Raw genomic sequence first — 24,982 nt, 5'->3', positions numbered from 1 at the left:
CCGGGTACCGCCGTCAGGCACCCGGGGCATTCGGCTGTTCAGCACGCCCTAGGCCAGAGCCGGAAACAATCGCAACGATCCGGACTCGGCGGACACCCCCGCGTATTCGTTGACCAGAGCGGGCGCCGCCCCGGCGGCGTTGGTGCGGACGGCTCCGGATCGTCCGTCCAGAGTGACCGGCTTGCCTTTCAACAGGCCGTAGACGGCTCCGTGCCAAGCCCCGGTGACGCGAGGGGCAGCCCGGTCGCCGACCGGGAGTTCCCAGATCTCCGCCAGGTCGGACCAGTTGTAGCCGACCGCGACCGTACGGGTGCCGGTCGCCGCGCAGACGACCAGCGTCCGACCGTCGAACCAGCAGCTCTGGAGCGCGCTGAGTTCGTCGCTGTCGCCCGGGTAGCGACTCTCGCCGGTGGCCGGGTCGAGGAAATCGAAGAACGGCTCCGCGCTGGCGAAGTCCCGCCCGTGGACCGCCATCAAGCCGGGCCCCAGCGGGAACGACCGGCCCTGCTGCGCCGCCGCCGCACTGGACCAGAGCTGCACACCATCGGTCAGCCGCAGGCCGACCGTCCTGGTCTTCGTTTCGGTGGCGTCCTCACCGAGCTGACCGGCCACCACCGTGCCGTCGACGACCGTCGGTTCGAAGAACTGGGTCTGCCAGCGGGTGCGCCGGGTCTGCGGATCGACGACGTAGGTGGTCGTCGAGGTGTCCAGCACGATCGAGTCCGCCGTGACGCCGACCAACCGCACGTCCTGGACCGGATCGCCCGGCAGCGCTTCGATCGTGGCGGTCCACACTTCCGCGCCGGTGGAGGGGTCCACCGCGGCCAGCGAGATCGCCCGGTGGCTGGACACCCGAGGGCCGTCCGGCACCGTCATCGCCGCCGCGACGTAGATCCGGTCCTCGTAGAGGATGGGAGTCGCGATCTGGGTGGACTCCGCGATCGTCACACCCGGCATCGGAGTGACCCAGCGGTCGTCGCCGGTGACCACGTCGATGCCGGCGAGCGAGGACTCGTCGACGTAGACCAGGGTGCTGCCGACGAAGACCGCGGCCACCTCCGGTTTGCCCAGCGCTCCGCCCCGGCGGGGAGCTTTGGCGAGCGTCTGGCCCTCGCTGGCGAACCTGGCCGGTGGATCGAAGCGCTTGGGCGCGGGGGCGGCGGCGGGCGGGCGGGAGCTGGACGGGTCGTCGTCCGGGGCGTCATCCGAGTCTCCGCCGCACGCCGCAGTCATCAGGAGCACGAGTAACACCACCGCGAGCAGAGCTCTCTGGCGCACCACTGCCCCCTTGATGACTGAGCTGGAGGCACGGTAGCCAAGGTTGCGCTACGAGATCAGGCGATCACTGATTTGCGTCCAAGCGACACGGGTTTCCGCAATGCGTGACAGGTCGTATGCGTCCGGTACCTAACTTCCGCACTCAGCCCCCGACGACGAGCGTCGGGACGCCGTCCGCCGAGCGGAGGTGCACTCGGCGTCCGGTGTGGGTCGCGGTACCGGGCGGAAGGGCGTCCAACGACCAGGTAGCCGCCGCGGCGGGGTCGCCGGACGGTGTGGCGATCGCAGCACGGACACCGTCCTCGGTGCTCACCACCACGAACGCCTGCCTCGGAGCGCCGTCCCGGTCGTGCTCGACCGTGGCTGTCTCGACCACCAGGTCCACGTCGCCGAGCTGCCCGGCGTCCGCGACCGAAAGGCCACCCGTACGGGCCTGCACCGGACCGCTCGCGAACCCGGTAGGGGTGGACCCGAGCACGACCGCGTGCTGATAGGTCAGGAATCCGCCGTTGGCGTGCACCAGCGCCAACCGGTCACCGCGCCGGATGCGCTCGACCGCGCGGGCGAGCGCGTGCAGCGAGTAGCTGTTCAGTGGTCCGCCGAACGAGGAGTGGCCGCCGGTGACCGAGAGGACGGCGTCCCGGGGCAGCCCGAGCGCGAGACCGGCGAGCTTCGGGACGATCGGGAAACAGCTGTAGATGTCGACCAGATCCAGGTCGGCGGCGGAGACGGATGCCCGGTCGAGGGCGCCGGTCAGCGCGTCGGCGAGCGCGGTGGAGCGGCCGAGCTTGGGACGGGCCAGCACGTCGCCGATGTCGTCCACGCCGGCGGCAGCGTTGAGGTGCACGATCTTCTCGGCGGGCACCCCGGCGGCCCGCGCCGCCGCCAGCGACGTGACGATCACCGCGGCGGCCTGGTCGACGAACGGCAGCGCGTTCATCGAGAGCGGGTAGGGCTCACAGACCAGTCGGTTCTTCGCCGTGACGGTGCCGACCGCGGCCGGGTCGAGCGCCTCGGTGTTCCAGGCGATCGGGTTGGTCGCGGCCACCGCGCTCAGGTCGGCGTAGAGGCGCGCCGACCACTCCGCGTTCTCCGTCGGGGTGAGCCCGAGGTCGGCCTGCAGACGGTTCTCGTAGAGCGGATAGACCCGGGTGGGTAACAGCAGCCCGGCGGCCTGCATCGCCGGGCTGCCCAGGTCTGCGGCGTCGATCGGGGCCGGGCCGCCGGGGCGGGCGCTCCACCCCAGATCCGTGACCGGGTCGACGCCGGCCTTGTGCAGCGCCGCGGCGGACGCCGCCGCCTCGCCGCCCACCAGCAGCGCGACGCTGCTCTCGCCGGCCGCGATCCGGGTCGCGGCCTGGTCGAGCAGCCGGACCGGCCACTGACCACCGATCGGGCTGTCCACCCGGTGCCGCGGCGTGGCCTCGACACCGTCGGCCACCACCCGGGACAAGTCGTCGTAGGCCCAGCTGGCGACCCGCACGGTGTAGATCGCGTCGGCGGCGGCCAGGAGACCGGGCGCGCTCGCGTCGGCCGCGGCGACGTCGAGCGCTTCGAGGATCAGCGCCAGCGGCTCCCGCGCTTCGGCGACCACCCGCTTCCGGTTGGCACGGACCTGCCCGACACCGACGAGAACGGGTAACCGGTGGTCGTCCATAGGTCTAGCCCTCCGGGAGCTCAGAGCCGAGCGGCAGCGGTGAACAGTGCGGTGAGGTGCTCGACGAGTTCGGCGGCACCGCGGCGCCGGACGGCGAGCGCCCCGAGGTCGGTCGGGAGACGCTTCGGGGTGTCGGTGCGCGGCACGGCGCCTGGGTGCGCTTCGTTCGCGGTGGCGCCGGCGATCAACACCTCGACGACGCCCCCGACCAGGAGTCCTGCCGAGAGCAGGTCACGCCGCTCGCGCTCCGGGGCGTCGTCCGACGTGGTCCGGAGCGGGCGCATCAGGCGGGCCGCCAGTTCGACGAAACTCGCCAGCAGAAGTCGCCGCTGCTCGCGGAACTCCGGGGTGGCGAGCGACTCCATCAACGCGACCCGCACCGTCCGCGGATCGGCGGTGAAGTACTCCGCCAGTGCGGTCAGCACGTGCCGCGCCTGGGTCTGCACATCGCCGGAGCCGGTCGCGATCGCGTCGCGGACGACTTGCTCGACCTGGCTGGCGACCCGATCGGTGGTGGCGAGGAACAGCACCTCACGGCTGGGGAACTCGTCGTAGAAGAAACGCGGCGACAGCTTCGCGGCGCGGCAGATGTCGGCGACCGTCGACCCGGCCCAGCCGACGGTGCCGAACACCTCGACGGCGGCGTCGAGGAACTGCTCGCGGCGGCGGGCGACCCGCTCGGCCGGGCTCAGCCCCCCGTAGACCCGCTGCCCTCCGGGTGGTCGTTCCTGCGCCATGGCCCCTCCTGATCAGGAACGAGACTTTACAACATGAACACATGAGTTCACGATGACCTCGACCCCACTCAACGAGGAGCGCGCTGATGAAGACCGCCATCTGCGATTTACTCGGCATCGACCTACCGCTGCTGGCCTTCAGCCACTGCCGCGACGTCGTCGTCGAGGTGAGCCTGGCCGGTGGGTTCGGGGTGCTCGGTGGATCGATGTTCACTCCCGAGCAACTCGAGACCGAGCTGGCGTGGATCGACGACCACATCCAGGGCCGTCCGTACGGGGTCGACATCATCGTTCCGGAACGTGCGGCTGCGCTGCAGCCTGGCGTCTCCATCGATATGGACGCCCTGCTAGCGGCGATTCCGGCGGAGCACCGGGCCTACGTGGACGAGATCCTGGCTGCCCACGGGGTGAGCCCCGCCACGCAGACGGGGACGGATGGGCTGGCGTTCGCGCAGAGCATCCCGGCGCCGGACGAGCTGCTGGACGTCGCGTTCAGCCACCCGATCAAGCTGATCGCCAACGCGCTCGGCGTGCCGCCGGCGGTCATGCTGGAGCGCGGAAAGGCCGCCGGAGTGCCGGTCGCCGCGCTGGTCGGTGCCCGGGAACACGCGATCAAGCAGGTCGCGGCCGGCGTCGACATCATCATCGCGCAGGGCACCGAGGCCGGTGGGCACTGCGGTGAGGTCGGCACGCTGGTGCTGGTGCCAGAGGTCGTGGAGGCGGTGGCGCCGATCCCGGTGCTGGCAGCGGGCGGGATCGTGACCGGGCGGCAGATGGCGGCCTCGATCGCTCTCGGTGCGGCCGGGGTCTGGACCGGATCGGTGTGGCTGACCACCCCCGAGGCGGAGACCGCGCCGCACACCCGGGAGAAGTTCCTGGCCGCGACGTCGCGGGACACCGTGCGGTCGAAGGGGCGGACGGGGAAGCCGTCGCGGCAGCTCAAGTCGCCGTGGACGGAGGCCTGGGCCCAGCCGGGCAGCCCGGAGCCGCTGCCGATGCCGCTGCAGACGCTGATCAGCGAGCCGGCGCTGCGGCACGTCGACGCGCTCGCGGCGTCCGGGCACGCGGGGGCGCAGGACTTGGCGACGTACTGGGTCGGACAGGGCGTGGGGTTGATGAACGAGGTGAAGTCAACGCGGGACGTGGTGTACGAGATGGCGTCCGACTACGCCGACGCGGTGGAGCGCGTCGCCCGCACGCTCGACTGACTGCCCGCCGCCGTCCTGGGGTGGCTTTTCGGGAAGTCCTCGCCGGCGCCCTGGGTGGGGTGGTTTTTCGGGAACACCACCCCTCCGGGCGCGCGGAGCGACGCTTTCGGGAAGGCCACCTCTCCGGGGGCTCGGGGCGACGGACTTTCGGGAAGACCACCGCACGGGGCGGCGCGGAGAGGTGGATTTTCGGGAAGACCACCTGGGCGCGGGTTCAGGAGGATGCGGCGACCCGGATGGGTGGGGCGCCGCGGAAGGGGATTCCGGCGGCGTCGAGCCAACCGGGGCGGAGTGCGGTGCCGGCTGCGGCCGCCAAGTCCAGCGCGAACGAGGTCGCGCTGTCGTGGCGATTCGACGGGAACCCGTTCAGCGAACGTTCCAGCACCGCAGCGATGCCGGGCGGGATCGCACTCATCCGAGTCCGGGGCGCTCCGTCCACGCCGGGCAGCGGCGGGGTCTGCCCCGTGAAGAGGCGGTACAAGGTCGCGGCCAGGCCGTAGAGGTCGGTGCGGGCGGTGATCTCGTCGGCGTTGAGCTGCTCGGGCGCGGCGTAGCCGGGAGTGAGCGCGAGGACGCTGGCCGGCTCGCCGTCGGCACCGGCGAGCAGCTTCGCGATGCCGAAGTCCGTGACCTTCACCGCGCCGTCCTCGGCGAACAGCAGGTTGCCCGGCTTGATGTCCCGGTGCACGACGCCCCGGGCGTGGGCCGCGGCGAGCGCGTCGGCCACCGCCAGCCCGATCGCGCAGATCGGTTCCGGCCGTCCGAGCAGCTCGGCCAGGCGGGCCGCGGCGCTGCCGCCGGACAGGTACTCCATCACGATCAGGTTGAAGCCATCGTGCTCGACGTACTCGTAGACGCGGGCGACGTGCGGATGATCGAGGCTCTCCATCACCTGCGCCTCACGCAGGAACCGCGACTGCGAATCGGGCACCAACTCCATCTCGGTCAGCAACTTCAGCGCACGTAACCAGCCGGCCTGACGGTGCTCGGCGAGGAACACCATGCCGCAGCCGCCCTGGCCCAACTCGCCCCGTACCGCGTAGGCGGGCAGTGCCGCTTCGAGCATCCCGATCGCGTCCGTGGTGCTCGGCCGCGTGCCCCCGGAGACCACCGGAGTCGGCGTCACGGCCGTCGGAGCACCGGCCGGCGGCGTCACGGCCGGCGGCGTCACGGCGGTCGGGGCCGGATCTGCTGCGGCAGGGTCCACTGCGGTCGGAGCCGCCGGGGTGACGTTCGGCACGGTCGGGGCGGCCGGCAGCGTCACCGTGCCGCCGAGCGTCTCCAGACGCGTGGCGAGCTGTGCCTCCCGCTGCCGGATCCGGCCGACCCGCCGGGACAACACGAGATACCGGCCGACCGACCGCCACGCCGCGACCAGGACGAGCGGCACCGCGAGCAGCGTCAACACCGCGAACACCTGCCCGCGTCCGTTCTGCCCGGAGGCGTAGGACGCCACGGCTGCCGACGCGAACACCACCAGGCCGACGACCATGAGCACCAGGCTCACCACGTCGTACCGGTCGAGCGCCCCCCGCCGCCGCGCGGTCACCTCGTCGAGCTCGGTGCGCACGCTCCGAATTTCGGCATCGAGGAGGGCGGGCTCGGCCTGGTGGTCGCCCTCCTGCCACATGAGCGCCAAGGTACTGCACCGGCGCAGGCAGTAATCGGTGAACGCGTCATCCCTGTCACGCACAGTGAACATGCGCCCGGCCAGAACGACGCTCGCCGGACCGTCACCAAGACCGATCACGCAGCGCGATCCCGCCGCCGAAAAGGCGTCTCAGCCAGTCGTTGACACGGGCGTTCCACCGGACGGTGTAACCGTTCCTCAGCCGGTCAGAGCCGTTGTCCACACCTCGGCGTCGCTGGTCCCGCGGCGTGCTCGAGGCGGGTAGGGTGCTTGGTGCTCCCCGGCCACTCCCGCCCCAGGAGGCGCTCGTCCGATGCCCCGCGCCGCCGATGGATTCGTCCACCTGCATGTGCACACTGAGTATTCGATGCTTGACGGAGCAGCGCGGCTCAAAGAGATGTTCACCGAGGCCGAACGGCTCGGGATGAGCGCGGTCGCGATGACCGACCACGGCAACACCTACGGCGCTTACGACTTCTTCACCAAGGCCACCGCCGCCGGCATCACGCCGATCATCGGCACCGAGGCGTACGTCGCGCCGGCCAGCCGGTACGACAAGAAGCGCATCCAGTGGGGTCGCCCCGACCAGAAGAGCGACGACGTCTCCGGGTCCGGCTCCTACACCCACATGACGATGTGGGCCCGCAACGACGACGGGCTGCACAACCTGCTCCAGCTCTCGTCGCGCGCCTACACCGAGGGCTACTTCGTGAAGTGGCCACGGATGGACGCCGAGCTGCTGGCCGAGCACTCGAACGGCCTGATGGCCACGACCGGGTGCCCCTCCGGCGAGGTGCAGACCCGGCTGCGGCTCGGCCACTTCGACGAGGCACGCGCGGCCGCCGGCAAGTACCAGGACATCTTCGGCAAGGACAACTTCTACCTGGAGTTGATGGACCACGGCCTGCGCATCGAGCGCCAGGTCCGCGACGGGCTGTTGCAGATCGGCAGGGAACTCGGCATCCCGCCGGTCGTGACGAACGACTCGCACTACACGCACGAGCACGAGGCGACGTCACACGCGGCACTGCTCTGCGTGCAGACCGGCTCGACGCTCGCGGCGCCGACGTTCCAGTTCGACGGCACCGGCTACTACCTCAAGTCGGCGGCCGAGATGTACGGCATCGACTCCTCCGACGCCTGGCAGGAGGGTTGCCGGAACACGCTGGCGGTCGCCGAAAAGGTCGACATCACCGGCATGTTCACCAAGAAGAACCTCATGCCGAAGTTCCCGGTGCCCGCGGGCGAGACCGAGGAGAGCTGGTTCCGGCACGAGGTCTGGGAGGGCATGAAGCGCCGCTTCCCGGACGGCTACGACGAGCAGCACCGCAACCAGGCCGAGTACGAGATCGACATCATCCTGCAGATGGGGTTCCCGTCGTACTTCCTGGTCGTCGCGGACTTCATCAACTGGTCGAAGGCGAACGGCATCCGGGTGGGTCCCGGCCGTGGATCGGCGGCCGGCTCGATGGTCGCCTACGCGATGGGCATCACCGACCTCGACCCGCTGCCGCACGGCCTGATCTTCGAGCGGTTCCTCAACCCCGACCGCGTCTCGATGCCCGATATCGACATCGACTTCGACGAGCGTCGGCGCGGTGACGTCATTCGGTACGTGACCGAGAAGTGGGGCGCGGACAAGGTCGCCCAAATCGTCACGTACGGCACGATCAAGGCCAAGGCCGCGATCAAGGACTCGGCCCGCGTCCTCGGGTACCCGTACGCGGTCGGCGACCGCATCACGAAGGCGATGCCGCCGGCCGTGATGGGTAAGGACATCCCGCTCTCGGGCATCTTCGACCCGAGCCACAAGCGGTACAACGAGGCCGGCGAGATCCGGGGTCTGTACGAGAGCGACCCGGACGTCAAGAAGGTCATCGACACCGCTCGGGGCCTGGAGGGCCTGATCCGGCAGGCCGGTGTGCACGCGGCCGGCGTGATCATGTCCGCCGAGCCGCTCACCGACCACATCCCGGTCTGGATGCGCGCCTCCGACGGGGCGATCATCACGCAGTTCGACTACCCGACCTGCGAGACGCTCGGCCTGCTGAAGATGGACTTCCTGGGCCTGCGCAACCTCACGGTCCTGGACGACTGCCTGAAGGCGATCGTGGCCGACGGCGGCCCGGAGATCGACCTGCTCAAGCTGCCGCTGGACGACAAAGCGACGTACGAGCTGCTGGCCCGCGGTGACACGCTCGGCGTCTTCCAGCTCGACGGTGGGCCGATGCGCTCGCTGCTGCGGCTGATGCGGCCGGACAACTTCGAAGACATCTCCGCGGTGCTCGCGCTCTACCGGCCGGGGCCGATGGGCGCGAACTCGCACATCAACTACGCGCTACGGAAGAACGGCCAGCAGGAGAAGACGCCGATCCACCCGGAGCTGGCCGAGCCGCTCAAGGAGATCCTGGACACGACGCACGGCCTGATCGTGTACCAGGAGCAGGTCATGGCGATCGCGCAGAAGGTCGCCGGGTACTCGCTGGGCGCTGCCGACCTGCTCCGTCGCGCGATGGGCAAGAAGAAGAAGGAGATCCTCGACAAGGAGTTCAAGCCGTTCTCCGAGGGCATGAAGGCCAACGGCTACTCGGACCAGGCGATCAAGGCTCTCTGGGACATCCTGGTCCCGTTCTCCGACTACGCGTTCAACAAGGCCCACACCGCCGGGTACGGGCTGGTCTCCTACTGGACCGGCTACCTCAAGGCCAACTACCCCGCCGCGTACATGTCGGCGCTCTTGACGTCCGTCCGGGACGACAAGGACAAGATGGCGGTTTACCTCAACGAGTGCCGCAAGATGGGCATCAAGGTCTTCCCGCCCGACGTCAACGAGTCCGATGCGAACTTCACGCCGCGTGGCACCGACATCCGGTTCGGCCTCGGCGGTGTCCGGAACGTCGGCGCGAACGCGGTCGACGCGATCATCTCGGCCCGCGCCGAGAAGGGTGCGTACAAGGACTTCTACGACTTCCTGAAGAAGACGCCCGCGATCGTCTGCAACAAGAAGGTCGTCGACGCGCTGATCAAGGCCGGTGCGTTCGACTCGCTTCTGCACACGCGGAAGGGCCTGCTCGCCGTGCACGAGGCCGCGGTCGAGTCGTTCGCCGAGATCAAGAAGAGCGAGGCCGTCGGCCAGTTCGACCTGTTCGGCTCCGGCTTCGGGGGCGACACCGGCGGCGAGGACCTCAGCGTCGCGTTCACGCCACCGATCGGCACCGACGAGTGGCCGAAGATGGAGAAACTGGCCACCGAGCGGGAGATGCTCGGGCTGTACGTCTCCGACCACCCGCTGTCCGGCGTGGAGCACCTCCTGGCCGCGAAGGTCGACTGTCCGATCTCGGCGCTGACCGGCGACGAATACCCGGATGGACGCACGGTTGCGGTCGGCGGTCTGCTGTCCGGGCTGCAGAAGCGGGTCACCAAGCAGGGGAAGCTCTGGGCCAGCGCCCGACTGGAAGACCTCGAGGGTGGTATCGAGGTCCGGTTCTTCCCGGCCACCTACGAGCTCGTCGGCCAGCACCTCGTCGAGGACGCCATGGTGCTGGTGCGAGGCCGCATCGACAAACGTGAGGACCAGCCCCAGTTGCTCGCCCAGGACCTGGCGTTGCTCGACCTGGGCGAGGCCGACTCGGAGAAGCCGGTGATCATCGTGGTCTCGGCCAACCGGGTCAACGACCAACTCGTCGCCCAGCTGCGGGAGACGCTCTCCATCCACCCGGGGACGACCGAGGTGCACCTCAAGCTGCAGCACAAGGCGCGGGCGACCCGGTGGAAGCTCGGCGACAACGTCCGCGTCACACCGACACCGGCGTTGATGGCCGATCTCAAGGCCCTGCTGGGTCCGGCGGCGATCGAGTAACGGTGGTCTACTGCCCCCGCTGCGGCGGGCCGGCCCTGCTGGCTGTGGAGGTCGGGTCGTCGGAGAGCGCGGTGCTGTGCGCGCAGTGCGACCTGGACCATCCGACGGGTGGTCCGGTCGTGCTGTGGTTCGCCGTGAACGGCCGGATCAACACCCCCGCCCAGGTCGAGGAGCTGGCCGCGCTGCTGCTGCCGTGGGTGGAGACGGTCTCGCCGCCCTCGGTGGACGGCACCGCGCTGCAGGCGACGGTGGACGCGTGGGCAGCGTCCGTAGCGGCCCCGACGGCGACCGGCGCGGGGCTGATGTGCGACTTCTGCGAAGCCGCGGTGCCGCGCTGGGCCTACCGGGCGGGTCCCGCGGTCTCGGTTCCGGCGGGTGACTGGTTCGCCTGCGACGACTGCCGCCCCTACGTGGACGCCCGGGAGTGGGCGGCGCTGGCCGGCATGGTGGGCGGCGACCGCACCGAGGCGTGGGTGGCTTTCGCGGACGCCGAACCCCGCGCCGCCCGCCCGTGGCCACCGCGGGCTCGGATCTATCGCTGGCCCTGAGGTTCGCGCGCCGCCAAGAACGGCACCACCGCGGCGTGGAACGCGTCCGGGGTGTCCAGAGGAACCGTGTGCGCCGCCGTCGGGATCCGCACGGCGGCGGCCCCCGGCACAGCGTCGATGATCGCGTCGGACAGCCTGAGGATGTCGGTGGAGTCCAACGCACCGGTCACCACCAGCAGCGGCGGACGCAGCTCGGCGAGCCGGTCGACGGCCCGGTCCTCCAGCAGCGCGCCGTGCGCGGTGTAGTGATCCGTCGCCACCGTCATCGCCATCCGGCGGCAGGCCGCTCGGACGCCCGGATCGGTCTCGTCCGGCCGACGCTGCGGCCCGTCGACCCACATCCGCAGGAACGACTCCACGAACCCGTCCGCGTCGGCGCGCTGCACCGCCTCGACCTGTTGGGCCTGCAGGTCCACGATGAACGGGTCGGCGAACTCCATCCCGCTGGCCCCCGGCGACACCAGCACCAGCCGCTCGACCAGATCCGGCCACCGCAGGGCGAAGTCGATCGCTGTCCTGGCGCCGAGCGAGAGCCCGACCACCGCGGCACCCTCCGGCGCCGCCGCCCCGAGCACTGCCCTGAGGTCCTCGGCCGGCGAGTAGTCTCCCGCGGCCGACGTCGATCGGCCGTGCGACCGCGCGTCGTATCGGATCACCCGGTGAGCGGCGGCGAGCCGCTCGACGGTGGCGTCCCACATCCGATGATCGAGGAGACCACCGTGCAGCAGCACGACGGGTGTGCCCTGTCCGCGCTCGTCGAGAAACAGCTCCCCATTCGGCACAGTGATCCTCGCCATGGCCTGGGCGTGCCTCCGCTCTGACGTGGGCAAACATTCTTCGTACACAGGTTCTATCCACAGGTGTGGAAAGCTTGGGGAGTGCCGACGCTGCCCGTCACCGAGCTGCCGATCGTCCAGTCGCCGATGGCGGGCGGGGCGACCACCCCCGAGCTGGTCGCGGCGGTCACCGAGGCCGGCGCGCTGGGGTTCGTCGCCGCCGGTTACCTGACCGCGGGCCAGCTGCACGACCGGATCGCCGCGGTTCGCGATCGCACCCGCGCGCCGTTCGGCGTGAACTTGTTCGCGCCCTGGCCGGACCGGGCGAACGCCCAAGCGATCGACGCCTACGCCGGCCGCATCGCACCGGACGCCGACCGGCTCGGCGTGGCGCTCGGTGCTCCCCGTTGGGACGACGACGACTGGGCGGCCAAGGTCGAGTTGCTGCTGGCCGATCCGCTGCCGGTGGTCAGCCTGACGTTCGGTTGCCCCGCCGACGGCACGATCGCCGCTCTTCAGCGCGCCGGCTCGGCGGTCGCGGTCACCGTCACCACCGCCGACGAGGCGAGAAGCGCCGTCGCGGCGGGCGCCGACGCGCTGCTCCTGCAGGGAGCCGAGGCCGGTGCGCACCGTGGCGCCTGGACGCCGGACGCCGAGCCGGTTCCGCTGGACACCCTGCTCGCCGAGGTCCGCCCGCTCACCGACGTCCCGCTGGTCGCCGCCGGTGGCCTCGCCGACGCGGACGCCGTCCGACGCGTCCTCACGGCAGGCGCGTCCTACGCCCAAGTGGGCACCGCACTCCTCCGGGCGCCGGAGAGTGGGGCGTCCGAGCCGCACAAGGCCGCCCTGGCGAGCGCCGCGGAGACCACGATCACCAGGGCCTTCACCGGGCGCCGCGCCCGCGGCCTGGTCAACGCGTTCATCCGGGATCACGGCCCGGCGGAGATCGAGGCCTACCCGCAGGTCCACCACCTGACCCGGCCGCTGCGCGCCGCCGCCACCAAGGCCGGTGACCCCGACCGGATGGCACTGTGGGCAGGCACCGGGCACGCGTCCGCGCAGGTCGCTCCGGCCGGCGCCATCATCCGCGCCCTCACCCCCTGATGCTTTGGGTGTAAGCACCCTGGCCGGGGCCGCGACCGGACCGTTACTCAAGAAGCGTGCAACTGAACCCGTCCCAGCCTCCGGCCTTCTCCGAGGTCACGCGACCTCAGCAGCCGCCGGTCGGACCGGGTTCACCGACGACCCGGCTCAGCCGTGAGCAGCTGGCCGGACGAGCCACACGGACGAGCCGTTCCCGCTTCCTCGTCACCGCAGCCGCGGTGACGGTCGCGGTCGGCGTGCTCGCCGCCGAGCTCCAACGTCCGCTCTGGGGCACCCAGCCACTGTTCGCGGCGGCGAACACGCTGGTCGCGTCGGCCTTCGGGTTGCTCGGCGTTCTCCTGAACGGGCTGCGGCCGGGCGTCGGCGCTCGGCCTGCGGCCTGGGTCGTGGGCGGGCTGCTCTGGTCGGGCGGCGCCCCGGTCCTGGCCGACCTGACGTCGACGCTTCCGATCGTGGTGGTCGACGTGGTGCTCGCGCTGCTGGCCACTGCGATCGTCGCCACGACGCTGCGCGTCCGGCTGTACCAGCTCGACGTCGTCGAGCAGGTCGCGAAGCTGCCCCGGCCGATCACCGGGACCGCGGTGCAGACGACGCTCCGGCGGTCGCTCGGCGATCCCCGGCTGGAGGTCCACTACTGGCTGCCCGGCGGGGGCACGTACGTCGACGCCGACGGCCACACCGTGACCGGACGCGACGACCGACTGGTGGTGGACGTCGTCGGCCCCGCCAGGGACCCGGTGGCGGTGGTGTACGTCGACGTCCAGCACGTGCGGTTCCGCGACCAGGTAGCCGCCACTATGACGTTGATCGGCCCGGCGTTGGAGGCCGCGCGGCTGAACGCGGTGGCGAGCGCACACGGGGTCCAGTCCCGAGCGTTGGAGGCGGGGTGGGCCGAACGCCGCGAGCTGGAGCAGCTGCTGCACGACGGTGCTCAGACCCGTCTGTCCGCACTCACGATGCGGCTGGGTGCCGCCCGCAGCCGCACCGACGCGCAGGCCGGGCAGGTGCTCGCCGACGCGCAGGCCCAGCTCGGCCTGGCTCTGCGGGAGCTGCGGGAGCTGGCGCACGGCATCCACTCCACGACGCTCACCGAGTCCGGTCTGGGGGTGGCGGTGGAGTCGGCCGCCGGCCGCTACGGGATCCCGGTGCGCGTCGTGGTCCCCCCGGGCCGGTTCGCGCCGACGGCGGAAGCACTCGCCTACTACGTGGTCTGCTGGATGCTCACTGCGTACATCCACCGAGCGGACGGGGTGGTCGACGTGATCGCGACGACCGACGGCGTCCGCCTGCGGTTACGGATCACCGGCCGGACCGACCCCTGCGCCCGGCGACTCACCGCCGACGAGGCGCTGGAGAGCTCGATCGCCCTCCGGGTGCGGGCGGCGGGCGGGGCCCTTTCGATCACCGAGCTGCCGACCGCGGACTTCGTCGTCGACGTCGATCTCCCGTGCTGATGAGGAGCCGCCGATGAGGAGTCGCCGGTGACCGCCGGAAGGACGTTGCGGGTAGCGATCGCCGACGACGCCGCGCTGTTCCGCGAAGGTCTGCGCCTACTGCTCGAGGCGGCCGGCGTCGAGGTCGTCCACCAGGCGCGGGACGGTACCGAGTTGCTGTCGCTGGTGGACGGCGACGTGCCGGACGTCGTCATCCTGGACATCCGGATGGCCCCGCATCCGGAGGGCGGCCTGGACACCGCCGAGAAACTGCGGGAGCGCCATCCGCAGCTCGGCATCCTGATGCTCTCCCAGTACGCCGAAGCGCCGTACCTGATGCGCCTGCTCAAGCGGCTGGGGTCGAGCGGCCTCGGCTACCGGCTCAAGGACCAGGTCGCCGACGTCGAGACGCTCCGCGGTGCGCTGCTGCGGATCGTGGCCGGTGAGACCGTGGTGGAGCCGGAGCTGGTCGACCGCCTCGCCGCGGAAGGGCCGCACGAGTTGGATCGGCTGTCCGCCCGGGAGATGGACGTCCTCCGGTCGATGGCCGAGGGGCACTCGAACGAGGGCATCGCGGCCGAGCTGCACCTGACCACGAAGACCGTGGAGAACAACATCGCCCGAATCTTCACCAAGCTCGACCTGCCCGCCGACACGACCCAGAACCGCCGCGTGATCGCCGTCCTCCGGTACTTCCGCGCCCAGCGCAGTTAGGACCCTGCCTAGGGCACGGGCAGCCGGATCGTCAGCCGGGTGCCCCGGCCCGGCTCGCTGTCCAGTTCGGTGCTGCCGCCGAGCGCACCGATCCGCTCCCGCAGGTTCTCCAGGCCACCGGTCGGGCTCAGCCGAGCGGTTCCGCTTCCGTCGTCGGTTACCCGGCCGACCACGAACTCGCCGTCCTGCGCCACCTCGACCAGGATCGACGACGCCCCGGCGTGCCGGACCGCGTTGGCCACCGCCTCCGACAGCGCAAGGAACAGCCCGGACTCCAGCGTCGCCGGGTAACGGGTGGCGACCACGCGGGCGTCCACCAGGCCCGGGAAACCGTCCGCCAGCGCACGTAAGGCACCGCGGAGCCCGTCGGACTCCAGCACCGCCGGGTTGACGCCGCGGGCGAACAGCCGGACGTCGCGCGCGGCCACGTCGAGCAGCCGCTTGCACTCGCCCAGCAGCGCGGCGACCTGTGGATCGTCGTTCCGGTAGATCGCCACCGCGAGCCGCTGCAGGGTGGCCGTGATCTGCACCTGTACCCGGTCGTGCAGGTCGTGCTCCAGTCGCCGGCGCGCCCTGGTCTCGGCGGCCAGCGCTTCGGCCTGCGCGTGTCGCGTCCGCCGGAGCTGTTCGACGACGGTCGCCTGCTGGGCCCGCACGACCGCTTCCAGTTGAGCGTTCTGCAGCGCCGGACGCCCGGCGTCGATCGCGGCGTCGACGAAGCGCCGGCTCGCACCCAGCGACCGATCGACGTCGACGACGGCCAGTGGGCTGCCGTCGGAGGCGGCGACCAGCCGTAACCACCGGCCGTCCGGGGAGTCGGCGGGTCGCGTAGCCGCTCGGCTGAGGTTGACGGTGATCGACCGTCCGCCGGTGTCGACCCAGCCGCCGTGATCCGGCGACCAGAACAGCAGATCGAGCGACGGATCGCGGAGCACGGTGCGGAGCGCGTCCCGGACCCGGACCACCGAGGCCGGTTGGGTCTGCCGCAGCAGGCGGTCGGTGACGGCGGCGGCCAGCCACCGCTCGTACACCCCGGCACCGAACAGCGCGAGCGGGACTACCAGCGCCACCGTGCCCTGCACGACCGCGGCGTCGTAGGCGGCGTCGAGGTCGACCAGCGCCTGCCCGCGCTGGGTCACGGCCACCACGAGGCCCACGCAGGCGACGACCACCACCACGCCGATCGTCGCCGGGCGCGCGAACGCGGTGGCCCGCCGCACCCGGAACCCGAGCACCGCCGCGTAGGACAGCGCGAGCGCGATGTTGACGACCGATACGGCGACCAGCACGCTCTCGAACAGTCCACGGTCACCGAGGAGCGTCGGCCAGGGTACGTCGCGCGAGTACCCCAGCCACTCCGGACGACCGGCCACCGTGACGAGCAGCTGACCGCCGCCGATCACCGCCACCGCCGTGTAAATCCACCACTTCTCGACGCGGTGCTGCAGGTGACCGGTGGGGTACAGCAACGCGGCCACGCCGAGCGTCAGGAAGAACGTCGCGCTCGCCCAGTCGGCGAGCAACGGCACCACGCCGACGTTCCAGTCGGCGGCCCCGGAGAGCGCCCAGGCCAACCCGGCGACGATCAGCAACGCTCCGGCCGGCCGGGTGGCGGGCGTCCCGATCAGCGTAACGCCGACGGCCGCCGTGACCGCGCACTCAGCCACCGCGAGCACGCCGTACCACGGATGGTCGGTCCAGTACGGATAGCCGCAGCCGAACGCGACGGCGCCCGCGAGCACGGCGACGGCGAGGGCACGTAGCGCTGAAGTCGTGCGTCGAGCCACAGACACCCCCAGCGGGCCGTGCGGTGATCAATCTGTTACTGCGCTTTTCGCCCCTCGACCATCGCCCACATGCGACGGGCGGCGACGGCGCTCACCTGCGGGGCGAGCAAGGAAACTGATTTCCCTAGAGGGATAACCCCCGGTAACAGCAGGGGATTTCCCGATTATCGGTCGGGTGGACACCCTCGTCCCGCCTTGCGTCGAACAGAAACGCTGTGAGCAGCGAGTCCAAGCGACGTGGGGAGATGTGTTGATGCGAGGAAACGGACTGTCCGGCTGGAGTCGGACCCGTCTCTCGTTACTGATCGTAGCCACCACCGCTCTCACCATTCTCACTGGTTGCTCGAGCGACGAGCCGTCGGAGGACACCGCTACCGGACGTTCGGACTCCGAGTGCGCCCGAGTGGCCGACGTCGCGCCGGAGGCGGGCGCGCGCAAGACAGCACTCGTCGTCGACAACACCGCATCTGCGCTGTTCGGCGCGTTGCCGCCGGGCGTCACGTCGGCGTTGAAGGCCGCGCAGGAGCGGAGCGACGCGCTCGTCCTCATCGGCGTCGACGGTGCGGCGGCCCCGCCCTCACGCACGGTCGCGCTCGACCCGGCCCCGGGATCGGACTCGCAGGCCTCGCAGCGCGCACGCGCGCTCGCCCTGGACTGCGTCCCGACCTGGGCGCGAGGTGAAGAACTGCGGCCCTCCGGCCCCGGCAGCCGCATCCTCACTGCGCTCGGCCGGGCCGCCGAGGACAAACCGGAGACGATCCTGGTGGTCTCCGACGGCGTGTCCAACAGCGGTGAGTTCGACCTCAACAAGCAGCAGTTCGACGTCGAGCCGGCCGGCCTGGCCGACGCGCTGCGCGAGGCGAACGCGCTGTCGCCCGCGCTGCGCGGCCAGAAGATCCTCTGGACCGGCCTCGGCGACACGTCGACCGAGCAGCGGTTGCCGCAGTCCGCACGCACGTCGCTCCAGACGATCTGGACCGCGGTGCTGAAGGCCGCCGGCGCCAGCGTGACCTTCCAGTCCGAGCACGCCGCCCGCACGACGCCGCCGCCGTCCGGGCTGCCCGCCGATCCGATCACGGTGCCCGCCGCGACCGAGGTGCGGGACGGCTGCGCGACCCGGGTGTCGATCCCCTCGTCGCTGCTGTTCACCGCGGACAGCGCCGACCTGCAACCGGGCGCCGACGGCGTCCTCGACCCGATCGCCGACCAGCTGAAGAACGACGCCGAGGCGACCGCCGTCGTCTCCGGACACACCGCGCGGTACGGCGACGCCGCCTATCGCCAGGACCTCTCGACGCGTCGGGCGCAGGCCGTGGTCACCGCACTGTCCGCCCGCGGAGTGAACACCGCACGGCTGGAGTCGATCGGCTACGGCGCCGAGCGCCCGACCGTCGAGGAATTCGTCAACGGTCGCCACGACACCGCCGCGGCCGCGCGCAACCGGCGGGTGGAGATCGAGATCCGACCCGGAGGGTGCACGCGATGAGCTTCTTCGCCCGGTTGTTCGGCACTCGCGGGGTCGAACGTCAGCGTCAGCGGGTACTCGCCCGTGAGCCGGCGGCTCCCGCCGGGATGACGCCCGGCCAGATCGGCGTGTTGGTCGAGGTCAACTCGACGATCGCCGCGGCGGACGCCAAGGCTTCCCGACGGCTGTTACGCAAGCAACACCAGCTGGACGCGGCCGACTTCGGCGCGGTGCTGGCCGGTCAGCGCCTGGACGCGACCAGGGCCGACCCGATCTGGCGAGGTCACCGCCGGACCACGTCGGACGGGGCAGCGGATCGTCGTTCCGAGGTGTTCGCCGAGGACTTCGACCCGCACCGCCCGTTGATCACCGGGCGGGTGCTGACCATCGTCGAGGTGGTCTTCATCGTGGTCGAGGTCTTCTTCTGGTACTCGATCTTCGACGACATCGTCGAGCCGGACACGCCGTGGTACGACCCGTCCCGCGTCGGCGCGGCACTGCTCGCGGTCTTCATTCCGGTGGTCGGAGTGGCGACGGCGCGGGTCGTCGGTCCGCTGGGCCACCGATGGCTGGCCGGGTACCCCGGCGTCGGACGGAAGGACCGGATCGGAGCGGTCTTCGCAGCGATCGCGTTCGTGCTCGCGCTGATCGCGGTCGGGTGGCTGATCAACTTCCGGTTCGACGAGGAGACCGCGCCGATCGGGTCACTGCCGCCGCCCGCACTCCCGATGGCGGCGATCTTCGTCGCGGTACTGCTCGCCGACGCGGCGGCCCGGGTGTTCCTGGTGTCCGAGATCCGCGAGCAGACGCGGGAGCGGTCCCGGGTGTTCGACAAGCTGGTCGTGGCGAAGACCAAGGCCGATCTGGCTCATCACCGCGCCTGGGAGGAGCTGCGGGCCGAGGTGCAGACGCAGCTGGACGCGTACGAGCGCATCGTCGCGGTGGGAGCGCGGATGATCGCGGACGCCCGGGCGGTGTCGCCGAACGGCTACGCGCCGCCGACCTACGTGCCGCCGCAGTACGCGCAGTGGCCGCAGGGCCAGGCCGGGCAGTACCCGGAGGTGCCGTACCAGCAGCCGGGGCCGCAGGCCACGCAACCCCAGCCGCTGCAGGCCGGACAGCAGCCCGCCGCACCGGACGCGCCCGGCGCCGCGACGGCCAGCGCGCACCCGGGCGACCAGGCCGCTGCGCCGACGCCGGCCGAGAACGCGGTCACCCAGCAACTGCCGGGCACCCCCGGGCAGCAGGTCGCGGAGCAGGCCGGGCCGCCACCCTCGGGAACCCTGTCCTACCCCGCCGCCGGACAGCCCTACGGTGCGCCCGGGCCCTACGGTGCCCCCGGGCCCTACGGGGTACCCGAGCCGCCGGCCGTGGGCGACCCGCGCTCCGCGCACCTCGGCAACTGGGCCACGCCCGGCAACGACGGCACCCGCGACGGGCTCACCGGCCTTCCCTCGACCGAGCCGCTGGTGCTGTTCGGGACCGGTATGGCGATCGGCCCGCTGCGCCGGGTGGAGGACGCCATCGAGCACCTGTCGCGGAGCCGGCCGGAGGACTCCGCGTCCGCCGCGCGGCGGATCACCGAGCTACGGGAGCGCCTGTTCCACCTGGAGCCGTTCGGTTCCGCATCGGCGACAGGCACGCCGACGCAGCCGCCGACCTGGAGGCCGACCGAGGAGGCACCGGTCAACGGCTACGGGCCGCCGATCCCCGCGCCGGAACACCGGCCGTGACGACGCTCGCTCCCGGGCCTCGCTTCGGGCGGTCGCCCCGGCTGGGCGATCCGTCCCGCCGCCTCCGGCTGGCGCTCCTCGGGCTCCTGCTGCTCCTGCCGCTGCTCTGGCTGCTCTTCGTCAGCTGCGAACGCGAGGACGAGAACGGCACCGCACCGATCGCCGGCGCCCTCGGCGACTACGCGCTGGAGGGCCGTCGCGGTCCGGAGTGCCTCCGCATCACGCTGATGGTCGACACGTCCGGGTCCATGCAGGACTACGCCGGAGCGCGTGACGCCGCGCTGAGCCGGCTGCTTCCGTGGCTGGCGAAGAACCTTCGCGACTCCGACGAACTCGCCCTCGTCGACTTCGCCCAGACCGCCAGCGTGCGCCTCCCGCCGACCGCCGCCCGGTCGGCCGGAACGACACCGTCCGCACCGGGCGTGGCCGACGGTGGCGGCACGCTGATCGGCCCGGCGCTCGCGCAGGTGGACGCGTTCCGCGCGACGAAGTGCGACACCGCGGTGCTGTTGCTCTCCGATGCGCAAGTCACCGACCTGCCGCTCAGCGAGCCGGCCGGACGGGCATTGCTGCAGCAGCACGACGTGAGCGACATCGAGCTGCTCGTGCCCGGCCAGGCGATCGACGTCCCGAGCAGCTGGACCACGGCCTTCCCGTCGGCGCAGCCGCGCAAGTTCGACGGGTACGACGCCGACGCGACGGCGGTCGCGATCGGACGCACGATCGCCGAGCTGACCGGCCAGCAACTCGCTCGCTCGCGGGTCTCGGCGTCGCCGACGAAGTAGGGCGCGACCTAGATCTCGCGGCGTTCGGCTGCGTCCAGGACCGCCTTGGCCCAGAGGTACTGCTCGCAGGGCCAGGCCGGCGCGTTGATCAGGTGCAGCGCGCTCGCGCAGGAGCCCTGGGTGGAGTCGGTGGGGGCATGCATCGGCAGTATCCGGTGCGCGGTCTCCACGTCTTCGGCAGTGGCGTCGCGGCTCCAGCCCGGTGGCCGGAACGTACGGTCCGCCGGTCTCACCGGTGTGGCCGCGGGATGCTGAGCCATCGGAGGACTCCTTCCGCCAGAAACGAGGCCTCTCCCGGCGGTAGGGAGGACGCGGGGCCGGCGACCGGGTAAGCCAGATGCCGCGCGAACCCACGCACCGCCGGGAGAGGAGCTGGGCGTGGCCGCCGTCCGGAGTGGAGAGGAGGCAGCCGAGGTGCTCTCCGCCGCAGCTCCCGGACGGCGCGACGAAGCGGATACCTCTAGCCTGATACGCGGCGGACACGGCAGGTAGGCCGGACCGCTGCAGCGCCGCTGCACTCGCGCTGAAAACTCCGCACGTTCCCAGCACAGAAGACGCGCATCCGGGCACCGTCTACCCCCGCGAACCGGAGGCCGGATGACCGCTGTCACCCACTGGACGGGGCGAGAAGCGCGTGCTCTGCGGGAAGCGTTGCGGCTGAGTATTCGTGATTTCGCCGGCCGTCTCGGGGTGGCGGCGCGCACGATCTCCAACTGGGAGGCGGGCGGGACCGACATCCGACCACGGCCGGACATGCAGGCGATACTCGACACCGCGCTCGCCCGGGCGTCCGTCGCGGAGCGGGAACGCTTCTCCCACCTGCTCTCCGGTACGGCCGAGCCGGACGTCGACGTACTGACGCCGAGCCCGGAACCGGACACCCGCCTGCCCGCGCTGACGGCGGACGACCTCGGCAAGATCACCGCCGCCCTGGAGGACGCCCGGCACTACTTCGACGGTGACGTCGTCGCGCAGTTCCGCGAACGGTTGCGGGCGCTCGGGCGCGAAGACGGTTCGTGGGGACCGCGGACCGCGCTACCGGCCGCGTTGGGGCTGGTCGGTGCGGTGGATCGGAGCGCGAGAACGATCCGTCCCGAGCTACGACGCGACCTGCTCGGCGTCGGCGCCCGGGCGGCGGAGTTCACCGGCTGGCTCTACCGCGACGCCGGCGGACGCACCCAGGCGTCGTACTGGCGGGACCGGGCGACGGAGTGGGCGCAGGAAGCCGGCGACCTGGCGATGCAGGGATACGTGCTGCTGCGCAAGAGCCAGGCCGCGTGGGACGACCGGGACGCGCCCCGCATGCTGACGCTGTCCCGCGCGGTGCAGGAAGGGCCGTGGCAGGTGCCGGCCCGCGTCCGAGCCGAAGCCGCGCAGCAGGAGGCGCGCGCCCAGGCGATGCTGGGCGCGCGCCTCCCGGCGATCCAGGCGAAGCTGCACGAAGCCGAGAACCTGCTCCATGGCAGCGGCGAACCGGACGCCGACGAGCTCGGCGCCGCCTACGTCTTCCCGCTGTTCTGCGTGCAGGCCGCGCTCTGCTACTGCGAAGCGGGCGAGCCGGAGCGCGCGCTGGAGTCGCACGCCCGCTGGCAGGCCTACCACGGGTTCTCCCGGCGGGACCGGGCCTACTTCCTGGCGCTGATGGGGACGTCGTTGGCCCGGGCCGGCCAACCCGAGGAGGCGGCCCGGGTGGGGTTGGCGGCGTACGATACGGCGAGCGACGTCAACTCGTCCCGAATCCGGGCGGAGCTGCGTCGGCTCGCGGGTGTCCTCCGCCGTGGGACCGAGCGCCCACTCGCGGTGCAGCGCCTGTTCGACACGGTCCGCTCCTGGACGCGCTGACGCGCCGCCCGCTGGTGGTCACGCCTTCTCGACGGCGATCTGGATCTCGTTGACCCACTTGTCGTGGTCTTCGGAGAACTCCAGGTACACCTCGCGGGAGTGCCCCAGCATCCGGTACCCGTGGTCGGAGATCCAGGCCGCGAGCGCCTGGTAGCTCGCGTCGACGGTGTCCATCGCACCGCGGTGCACGAGGGTGGCCGCCGCCGGGATCGCCGGGAGGTCCACGATCTCGAAGCCGTACGACGGGTCCGGTGCCGCGCCGACCTGCATGCCCGCGCTGATCCGGATCGGCTGGCCGTCCTCGCCGGTGCCGTCGAAGAACGAGACGCCGGCGCCGATCGGGACGATGCCCGCAGCGTCCAGGTGCGCGCACAGCTCCTGGTAGAGCGGCTGGATCGCCGGCCCGATCTCCCCTGAGTCGTAGCTGCTCACGGTGGTCTGCAGCGCCGCGACCCGGACCGGCGCGACGGGCTTGACGACGATTTCGTCGACACTCATCCGGCCCTCGCTCTCGATCAACCGGAGCCTCACCTCGACGGCGCGCAGCCGGGCCTGATCGGCGGCCATCTGCGCGTCGAGCTCCGCGCGCCGCATCCGCAGCATCCCGCGCAGTTCGTCCACCCCGACGTCGTCGTGGAGGATCGTCTTCACCTGAGCCAGCGAGAAGCCGAGCCCTTTCAGCGCGGTGATCCGATTGAGGGCGTGCAGCTGTTCGGCGCGGTAGTAGCGGTACCCCGACGGGGCCCGTTCCGGCACGAGGAGCCCGAGGGTGTCGTAGTGGCGCAGCATGCGCACCGACACCCGACCCAGCGTCGCGAAGTCTCCGATACTGAACATGGCACGACCTACGTTCCGGTACGCATCGATTGGTGAGCAGAGCGGGCTATCCGATCCGCCGTAACCCCAGTAACTCACCAATCCGCGAGAGCCTACGCAAGCGCGGCGCGACCGCCACTCGTGCGGCCGGCCACGCCAAGTCGACTCGGGCAAGGAACTGATCACCGCAGAAGACTTTGAACTGCGGTACCGGCGGCGGGAATCCGGCCAGCGTGAGGCGGACCCGAGCGCGCGACTCCTGCGGCGATACGGCACGGCCGTCCGCCAATGCGAGCGCCTTCGCTGCGGGGCCACCCAGCGGACCATCGCCTCCTGCCGGACGTAGTTCCAGTGATACAGCAGGTCGAGCGCTGCCACCGCCTCGACCAGATTGCGTTCACGCGCGATCTCCCACGCGGTTCGCTCCGGCACCGTGACGGCTGGCGGCCCGGGATGAACGTGTGCCCGAGGAAGGAAGGCTCGCCGCACCCGTAGACCCTTCATCTGACTCCGCCGGCCCTCCGGAACGATGACGTGCACCGGGTCGTCGGGCTCGCCAAGAGGAAGGTCACGCAAGCACGCGGCCGAGCGACCGGTGATCGCCGAACCCGGCGGGAGTATCAGCCCGGCGGCGCAGCATCTCAGTTCGTGTGTAAGCGGTACGTCCACGTCCACGTAGACGTCTCGGTGGTATGCGGCCCGGTTGCGGCGGGCGCGAGACGGGTCAGGCGCCGGCTTCGTCGGCCAGGCGGTGCAGGTAGCCCGCGAAGCGCTCCCGGTCCGACGCCGGCCAGTGCGCCGTGAGCTGCTCGAACGTCTCGCGCTGCCAACTCCGCGCCGCGGTCAGGAGCTCGTAGCCTGCGGGGGTGAGCCGTAGGGCGGTGCGGCGGGCGTCCGTCGCGGCGCGGGCGCGTACCAGGTAGCCCTCGGCGGTGGCTGCCGCCACCATCCGGCTGGCTCCGGACTGGTCCAGCCCCAGCTGCCGGGCGACGTCGTTCACGCTCGCGTCCGCACCGGCGGCGTGCACGGCCTCCACGACCAGCACCACCTGAGGGTGTTCCACGGCGCCCCGGGCCCAGCGCCGCGACCAGAACCGCACCAGCCGGAACAGCGCAGGCCCACCGTCGGTCATGTCGGCACTCTAGCCAACGCATGCGGATCGCATCTATATTGCATGCGGATCGCATATATCGGAGGTGCTCGCATGACCGTCGTCCTCAACCACACGATCGTCCGCGCCCGCGACAAGGACGCCTCGGCGGCGTTCTTCGCGCGGCTGATCAGCCGCAGCGTCGGCCCGCCGACCGGGCCGTTCACTCCCGTCCAGGTCAACGACGACCTGACGCTGGACTTCGACGATCGCGGCCCGTTCACGGCCGGCCACTACGGCTTCCTCGTCGACGACGAGACGTTCGACGCCCTGCTCGGCCGGCTGGACGGCATTCCGTTCGGCTCCGGGCCCGAGCACGGCTGGGACCGCCGGATCAACCACCTGGCCGGCGGGCGCGGCGTTTACGTCGGCGATCCGGACGGCCACAGCTACGAGTTTTTCACCGTGTCGCCGTCGTGAGCGCGGAACGAGGACGCGAGGAGCACTTCGGACGCCCGAC

Annotated in this window: 20 protein-coding genes; 11 read left to right on the top strand and 9 right to left on the bottom strand. The window is 71.4% G+C overall.

The features are described from left to right. Positions 1-48: 48 nt before the first annotated feature. The 3 genes from ABEB28_RS31980 to ABEB28_RS31970 form a co-directional block, all read right to left on the bottom strand. Positions 49-1,278, bottom strand: a complete 1,230-nt coding sequence (locus tag ABEB28_RS31980; RefSeq protein ID WP_345731971.1) for an outer membrane protein assembly factor BamB family protein — start codon at positions 1,276-1,278, stop codon at positions 49-51. Positions 1,279-1,420: 142 nt separating this feature from the next. Beyond that, the gene (locus tag ABEB28_RS31975; RefSeq protein WP_345731970.1) at positions 1,421-2,935 is read right to left on the bottom strand and encodes an acetyl-CoA acetyltransferase; all 1,515 of its coding nucleotides are present in this window, start codon (positions 2,933-2,935) and stop codon (positions 1,421-1,423) included. Positions 2,936-2,955: 20 nt separating this feature from the next. Beyond that, positions 2,956-3,672 carry a TetR/AcrR family transcriptional regulator gene (locus ABEB28_RS31970; protein ID WP_345731969.1) on the bottom strand — a complete coding sequence of 239 codons (717 nt, stop codon included), beginning with the start codon at positions 3,670-3,672 and terminating at the stop codon, positions 2,956-2,958. A gap of 86 nt (positions 3,673-3,758) precedes the next feature. Between ABEB28_RS31970 and ABEB28_RS31965 the strand changes: the two genes are divergently transcribed. Continuing rightward, a complete protein-coding gene (locus tag ABEB28_RS31965; protein WP_345731968.1) occupies positions 3,759-4,880 on the top strand; it encodes an NAD(P)H-dependent flavin oxidoreductase in 1,122 nt (373 codons plus the stop codon). 214 nt (positions 4,881-5,094) lie between these two features. Here ABEB28_RS31965 and ABEB28_RS31960 read toward each other — a convergent pair whose 3' ends face one another. Next, positions 5,095-6,510 carry a serine/threonine-protein kinase gene (locus ABEB28_RS31960; protein WP_345731967.1) on the bottom strand — a complete coding sequence of 472 codons (1,416 nt, stop codon included), beginning with the start codon at positions 6,508-6,510 and terminating at the stop codon, positions 5,095-5,097. 313 nt (positions 6,511-6,823) lie between these two features. Here ABEB28_RS31960 and dnaE point away from each other — a divergent pair, with 313 nt between their 5' ends. Both dnaE and ABEB28_RS31950 read left to right on the top strand, forming a co-directional pair. Next, positions 6,824-10,369, top strand: a complete 3,546-nt coding sequence (gene dnaE / locus ABEB28_RS31955) for a DNA polymerase III subunit alpha (protein ID WP_345731966.1) — start codon at positions 6,824-6,826, stop codon at positions 10,367-10,369. A gap of 2 nt (positions 10,370-10,371) precedes the next feature. After that, a complete protein-coding gene (locus ABEB28_RS31950; protein ID WP_345731965.1) occupies positions 10,372-10,917 on the top strand; it encodes a DUF6300 family protein in 546 nt (181 codons plus the stop codon). On the opposite strand, the gene ABEB28_RS31945 is transcribed toward ABEB28_RS31950, so the two are convergent. Further along, on the bottom strand, positions 10,902-11,714 hold the full coding sequence (locus ABEB28_RS31945; protein ID WP_345731964.1) for an alpha/beta fold hydrolase: 813 nt from the start codon (positions 11,712-11,714) through the stop codon (positions 10,902-10,904). The genes ABEB28_RS31950 and ABEB28_RS31945 overlap by 16 nt on opposite strands. Before the next feature lie 81 nt (positions 11,715-11,795). Between ABEB28_RS31945 and ABEB28_RS31940 the strand changes: the two genes are divergently transcribed. From ABEB28_RS31940 to ABEB28_RS31930, 3 genes are read left to right on the top strand one after another with little or no spacing between them, the layout of a single operon-like run. After that, entirely contained in the window at positions 11,796-12,797 is a 1,002-nt protein-coding gene (locus ABEB28_RS31940; RefSeq protein ID WP_345731963.1) for a nitronate monooxygenase, read from the top strand. Between the two features lie 56 nt (positions 12,798-12,853). Then, a complete protein-coding gene (locus ABEB28_RS31935) occupies positions 12,854-14,251 on the top strand; it encodes a sensor histidine kinase (RefSeq protein ID WP_345731962.1) in 1,398 nt (465 codons plus the stop codon). 27 nt (positions 14,252-14,278) lie between these two features. Then, on the top strand, positions 14,279-14,944 hold the full coding sequence (locus ABEB28_RS31930; protein ID WP_345731961.1) for a response regulator transcription factor: 666 nt from the start codon (positions 14,279-14,281) through the stop codon (positions 14,942-14,944). An 8-nt stretch (positions 14,945-14,952) separates the two neighbouring features. Here ABEB28_RS31930 and ABEB28_RS31925 read toward each other — a convergent pair whose 3' ends face one another. Further along, complete coding sequence (locus ABEB28_RS31925; protein ID WP_345731960.1) at positions 14,953-16,731, bottom strand: sensor histidine kinase; 1,779 nt, start codon at positions 16,729-16,731, stop codon at positions 14,953-14,955. A gap of 403 nt (positions 16,732-17,134) precedes the next feature. Between ABEB28_RS31925 and ABEB28_RS31920 the strand changes: the two genes are divergently transcribed. The 3 genes from ABEB28_RS31920 to ABEB28_RS31910 are packed head-to-tail and all read left to right on the top strand — an operon-like array spanning position 17,135 to position 20,714. Further along, positions 17,135-18,217 (top strand): OmpA family protein, encoded by a 1,083-nt coding sequence (locus ABEB28_RS31920; protein WP_345731959.1) that lies wholly within the window; start codon positions 17,135-17,137, stop codon positions 18,215-18,217. After that, positions 18,214-19,929 carry a hypothetical protein gene (locus ABEB28_RS31915; RefSeq protein WP_345731958.1) on the top strand — a complete coding sequence of 572 codons (1,716 nt, stop codon included), beginning with the start codon at positions 18,214-18,216 and terminating at the stop codon, positions 19,927-19,929. Before ABEB28_RS31920 ends, ABEB28_RS31915 begins: the two co-directional genes overlap by 4 nt. Next, on the top strand, positions 19,926-20,714 hold the full coding sequence (locus tag ABEB28_RS31910; RefSeq protein WP_345731957.1) for a vWA domain-containing protein: 789 nt from the start codon (positions 19,926-19,928) through the stop codon (positions 20,712-20,714). Before ABEB28_RS31915 ends, ABEB28_RS31910 begins: the two co-directional genes overlap by 4 nt. Before the next feature lie 8 nt (positions 20,715-20,722). Here the strand turns inward: ABEB28_RS31910 and ABEB28_RS31905 are convergent, their stop codons facing one another. Next, positions 20,723-20,974 carry a hypothetical protein gene (locus ABEB28_RS31905; protein WP_345731956.1) on the bottom strand — a complete coding sequence of 84 codons (252 nt, stop codon included), beginning with the start codon at positions 20,972-20,974 and terminating at the stop codon, positions 20,723-20,725. A 337-nt stretch (positions 20,975-21,311) separates the two neighbouring features. Between ABEB28_RS31905 and ABEB28_RS31900 the strand changes: the two genes are divergently transcribed. Continuing rightward, positions 21,312-22,556: a helix-turn-helix domain-containing protein gene (locus ABEB28_RS31900; protein ID WP_345731955.1), complete on the top strand. Its 1,245-nt coding sequence runs from the start codon at positions 21,312-21,314 to the stop codon at positions 22,554-22,556. 18 nt (positions 22,557-22,574) lie between these two features. Here ABEB28_RS31900 and ABEB28_RS31895 read toward each other — a convergent pair whose 3' ends face one another. Further along, positions 22,575-23,393 carry a MerR family transcriptional regulator gene (locus tag ABEB28_RS31895; RefSeq protein WP_345731954.1) on the bottom strand — a complete coding sequence of 273 codons (819 nt, stop codon included), beginning with the start codon at positions 23,391-23,393 and terminating at the stop codon, positions 22,575-22,577. Between the two features lie 703 nt (positions 23,394-24,096). Then, positions 24,097-24,504 (bottom strand): MarR family winged helix-turn-helix transcriptional regulator, encoded by a 408-nt coding sequence (locus ABEB28_RS31890; protein WP_345731953.1) that lies wholly within the window; start codon positions 24,502-24,504, stop codon positions 24,097-24,099. Positions 24,505-24,576: 72 nt separating this feature from the next. Here ABEB28_RS31890 and ABEB28_RS31885 point away from each other — a divergent pair, with 72 nt between their 5' ends. Beyond that, entirely contained in the window at positions 24,577-24,942 is a 366-nt protein-coding gene (locus ABEB28_RS31885; RefSeq protein WP_345731952.1) for a VOC family protein, read from the top strand. Positions 24,943-24,982 lie beyond the last annotated feature (40 nt).

Source organism: Cryptosporangium minutisporangium (genome assembly GCF_039536245.1).
Lineage (GTDB): Bacteria > Actinomycetota > Actinomycetes > Mycobacteriales > Cryptosporangiaceae > Cryptosporangium > Cryptosporangium minutisporangium.
The sequence above is the reverse complement of the archived record's forward strand: the minus strand, read 5'-3'. Positions and strand labels throughout refer to the sequence as shown.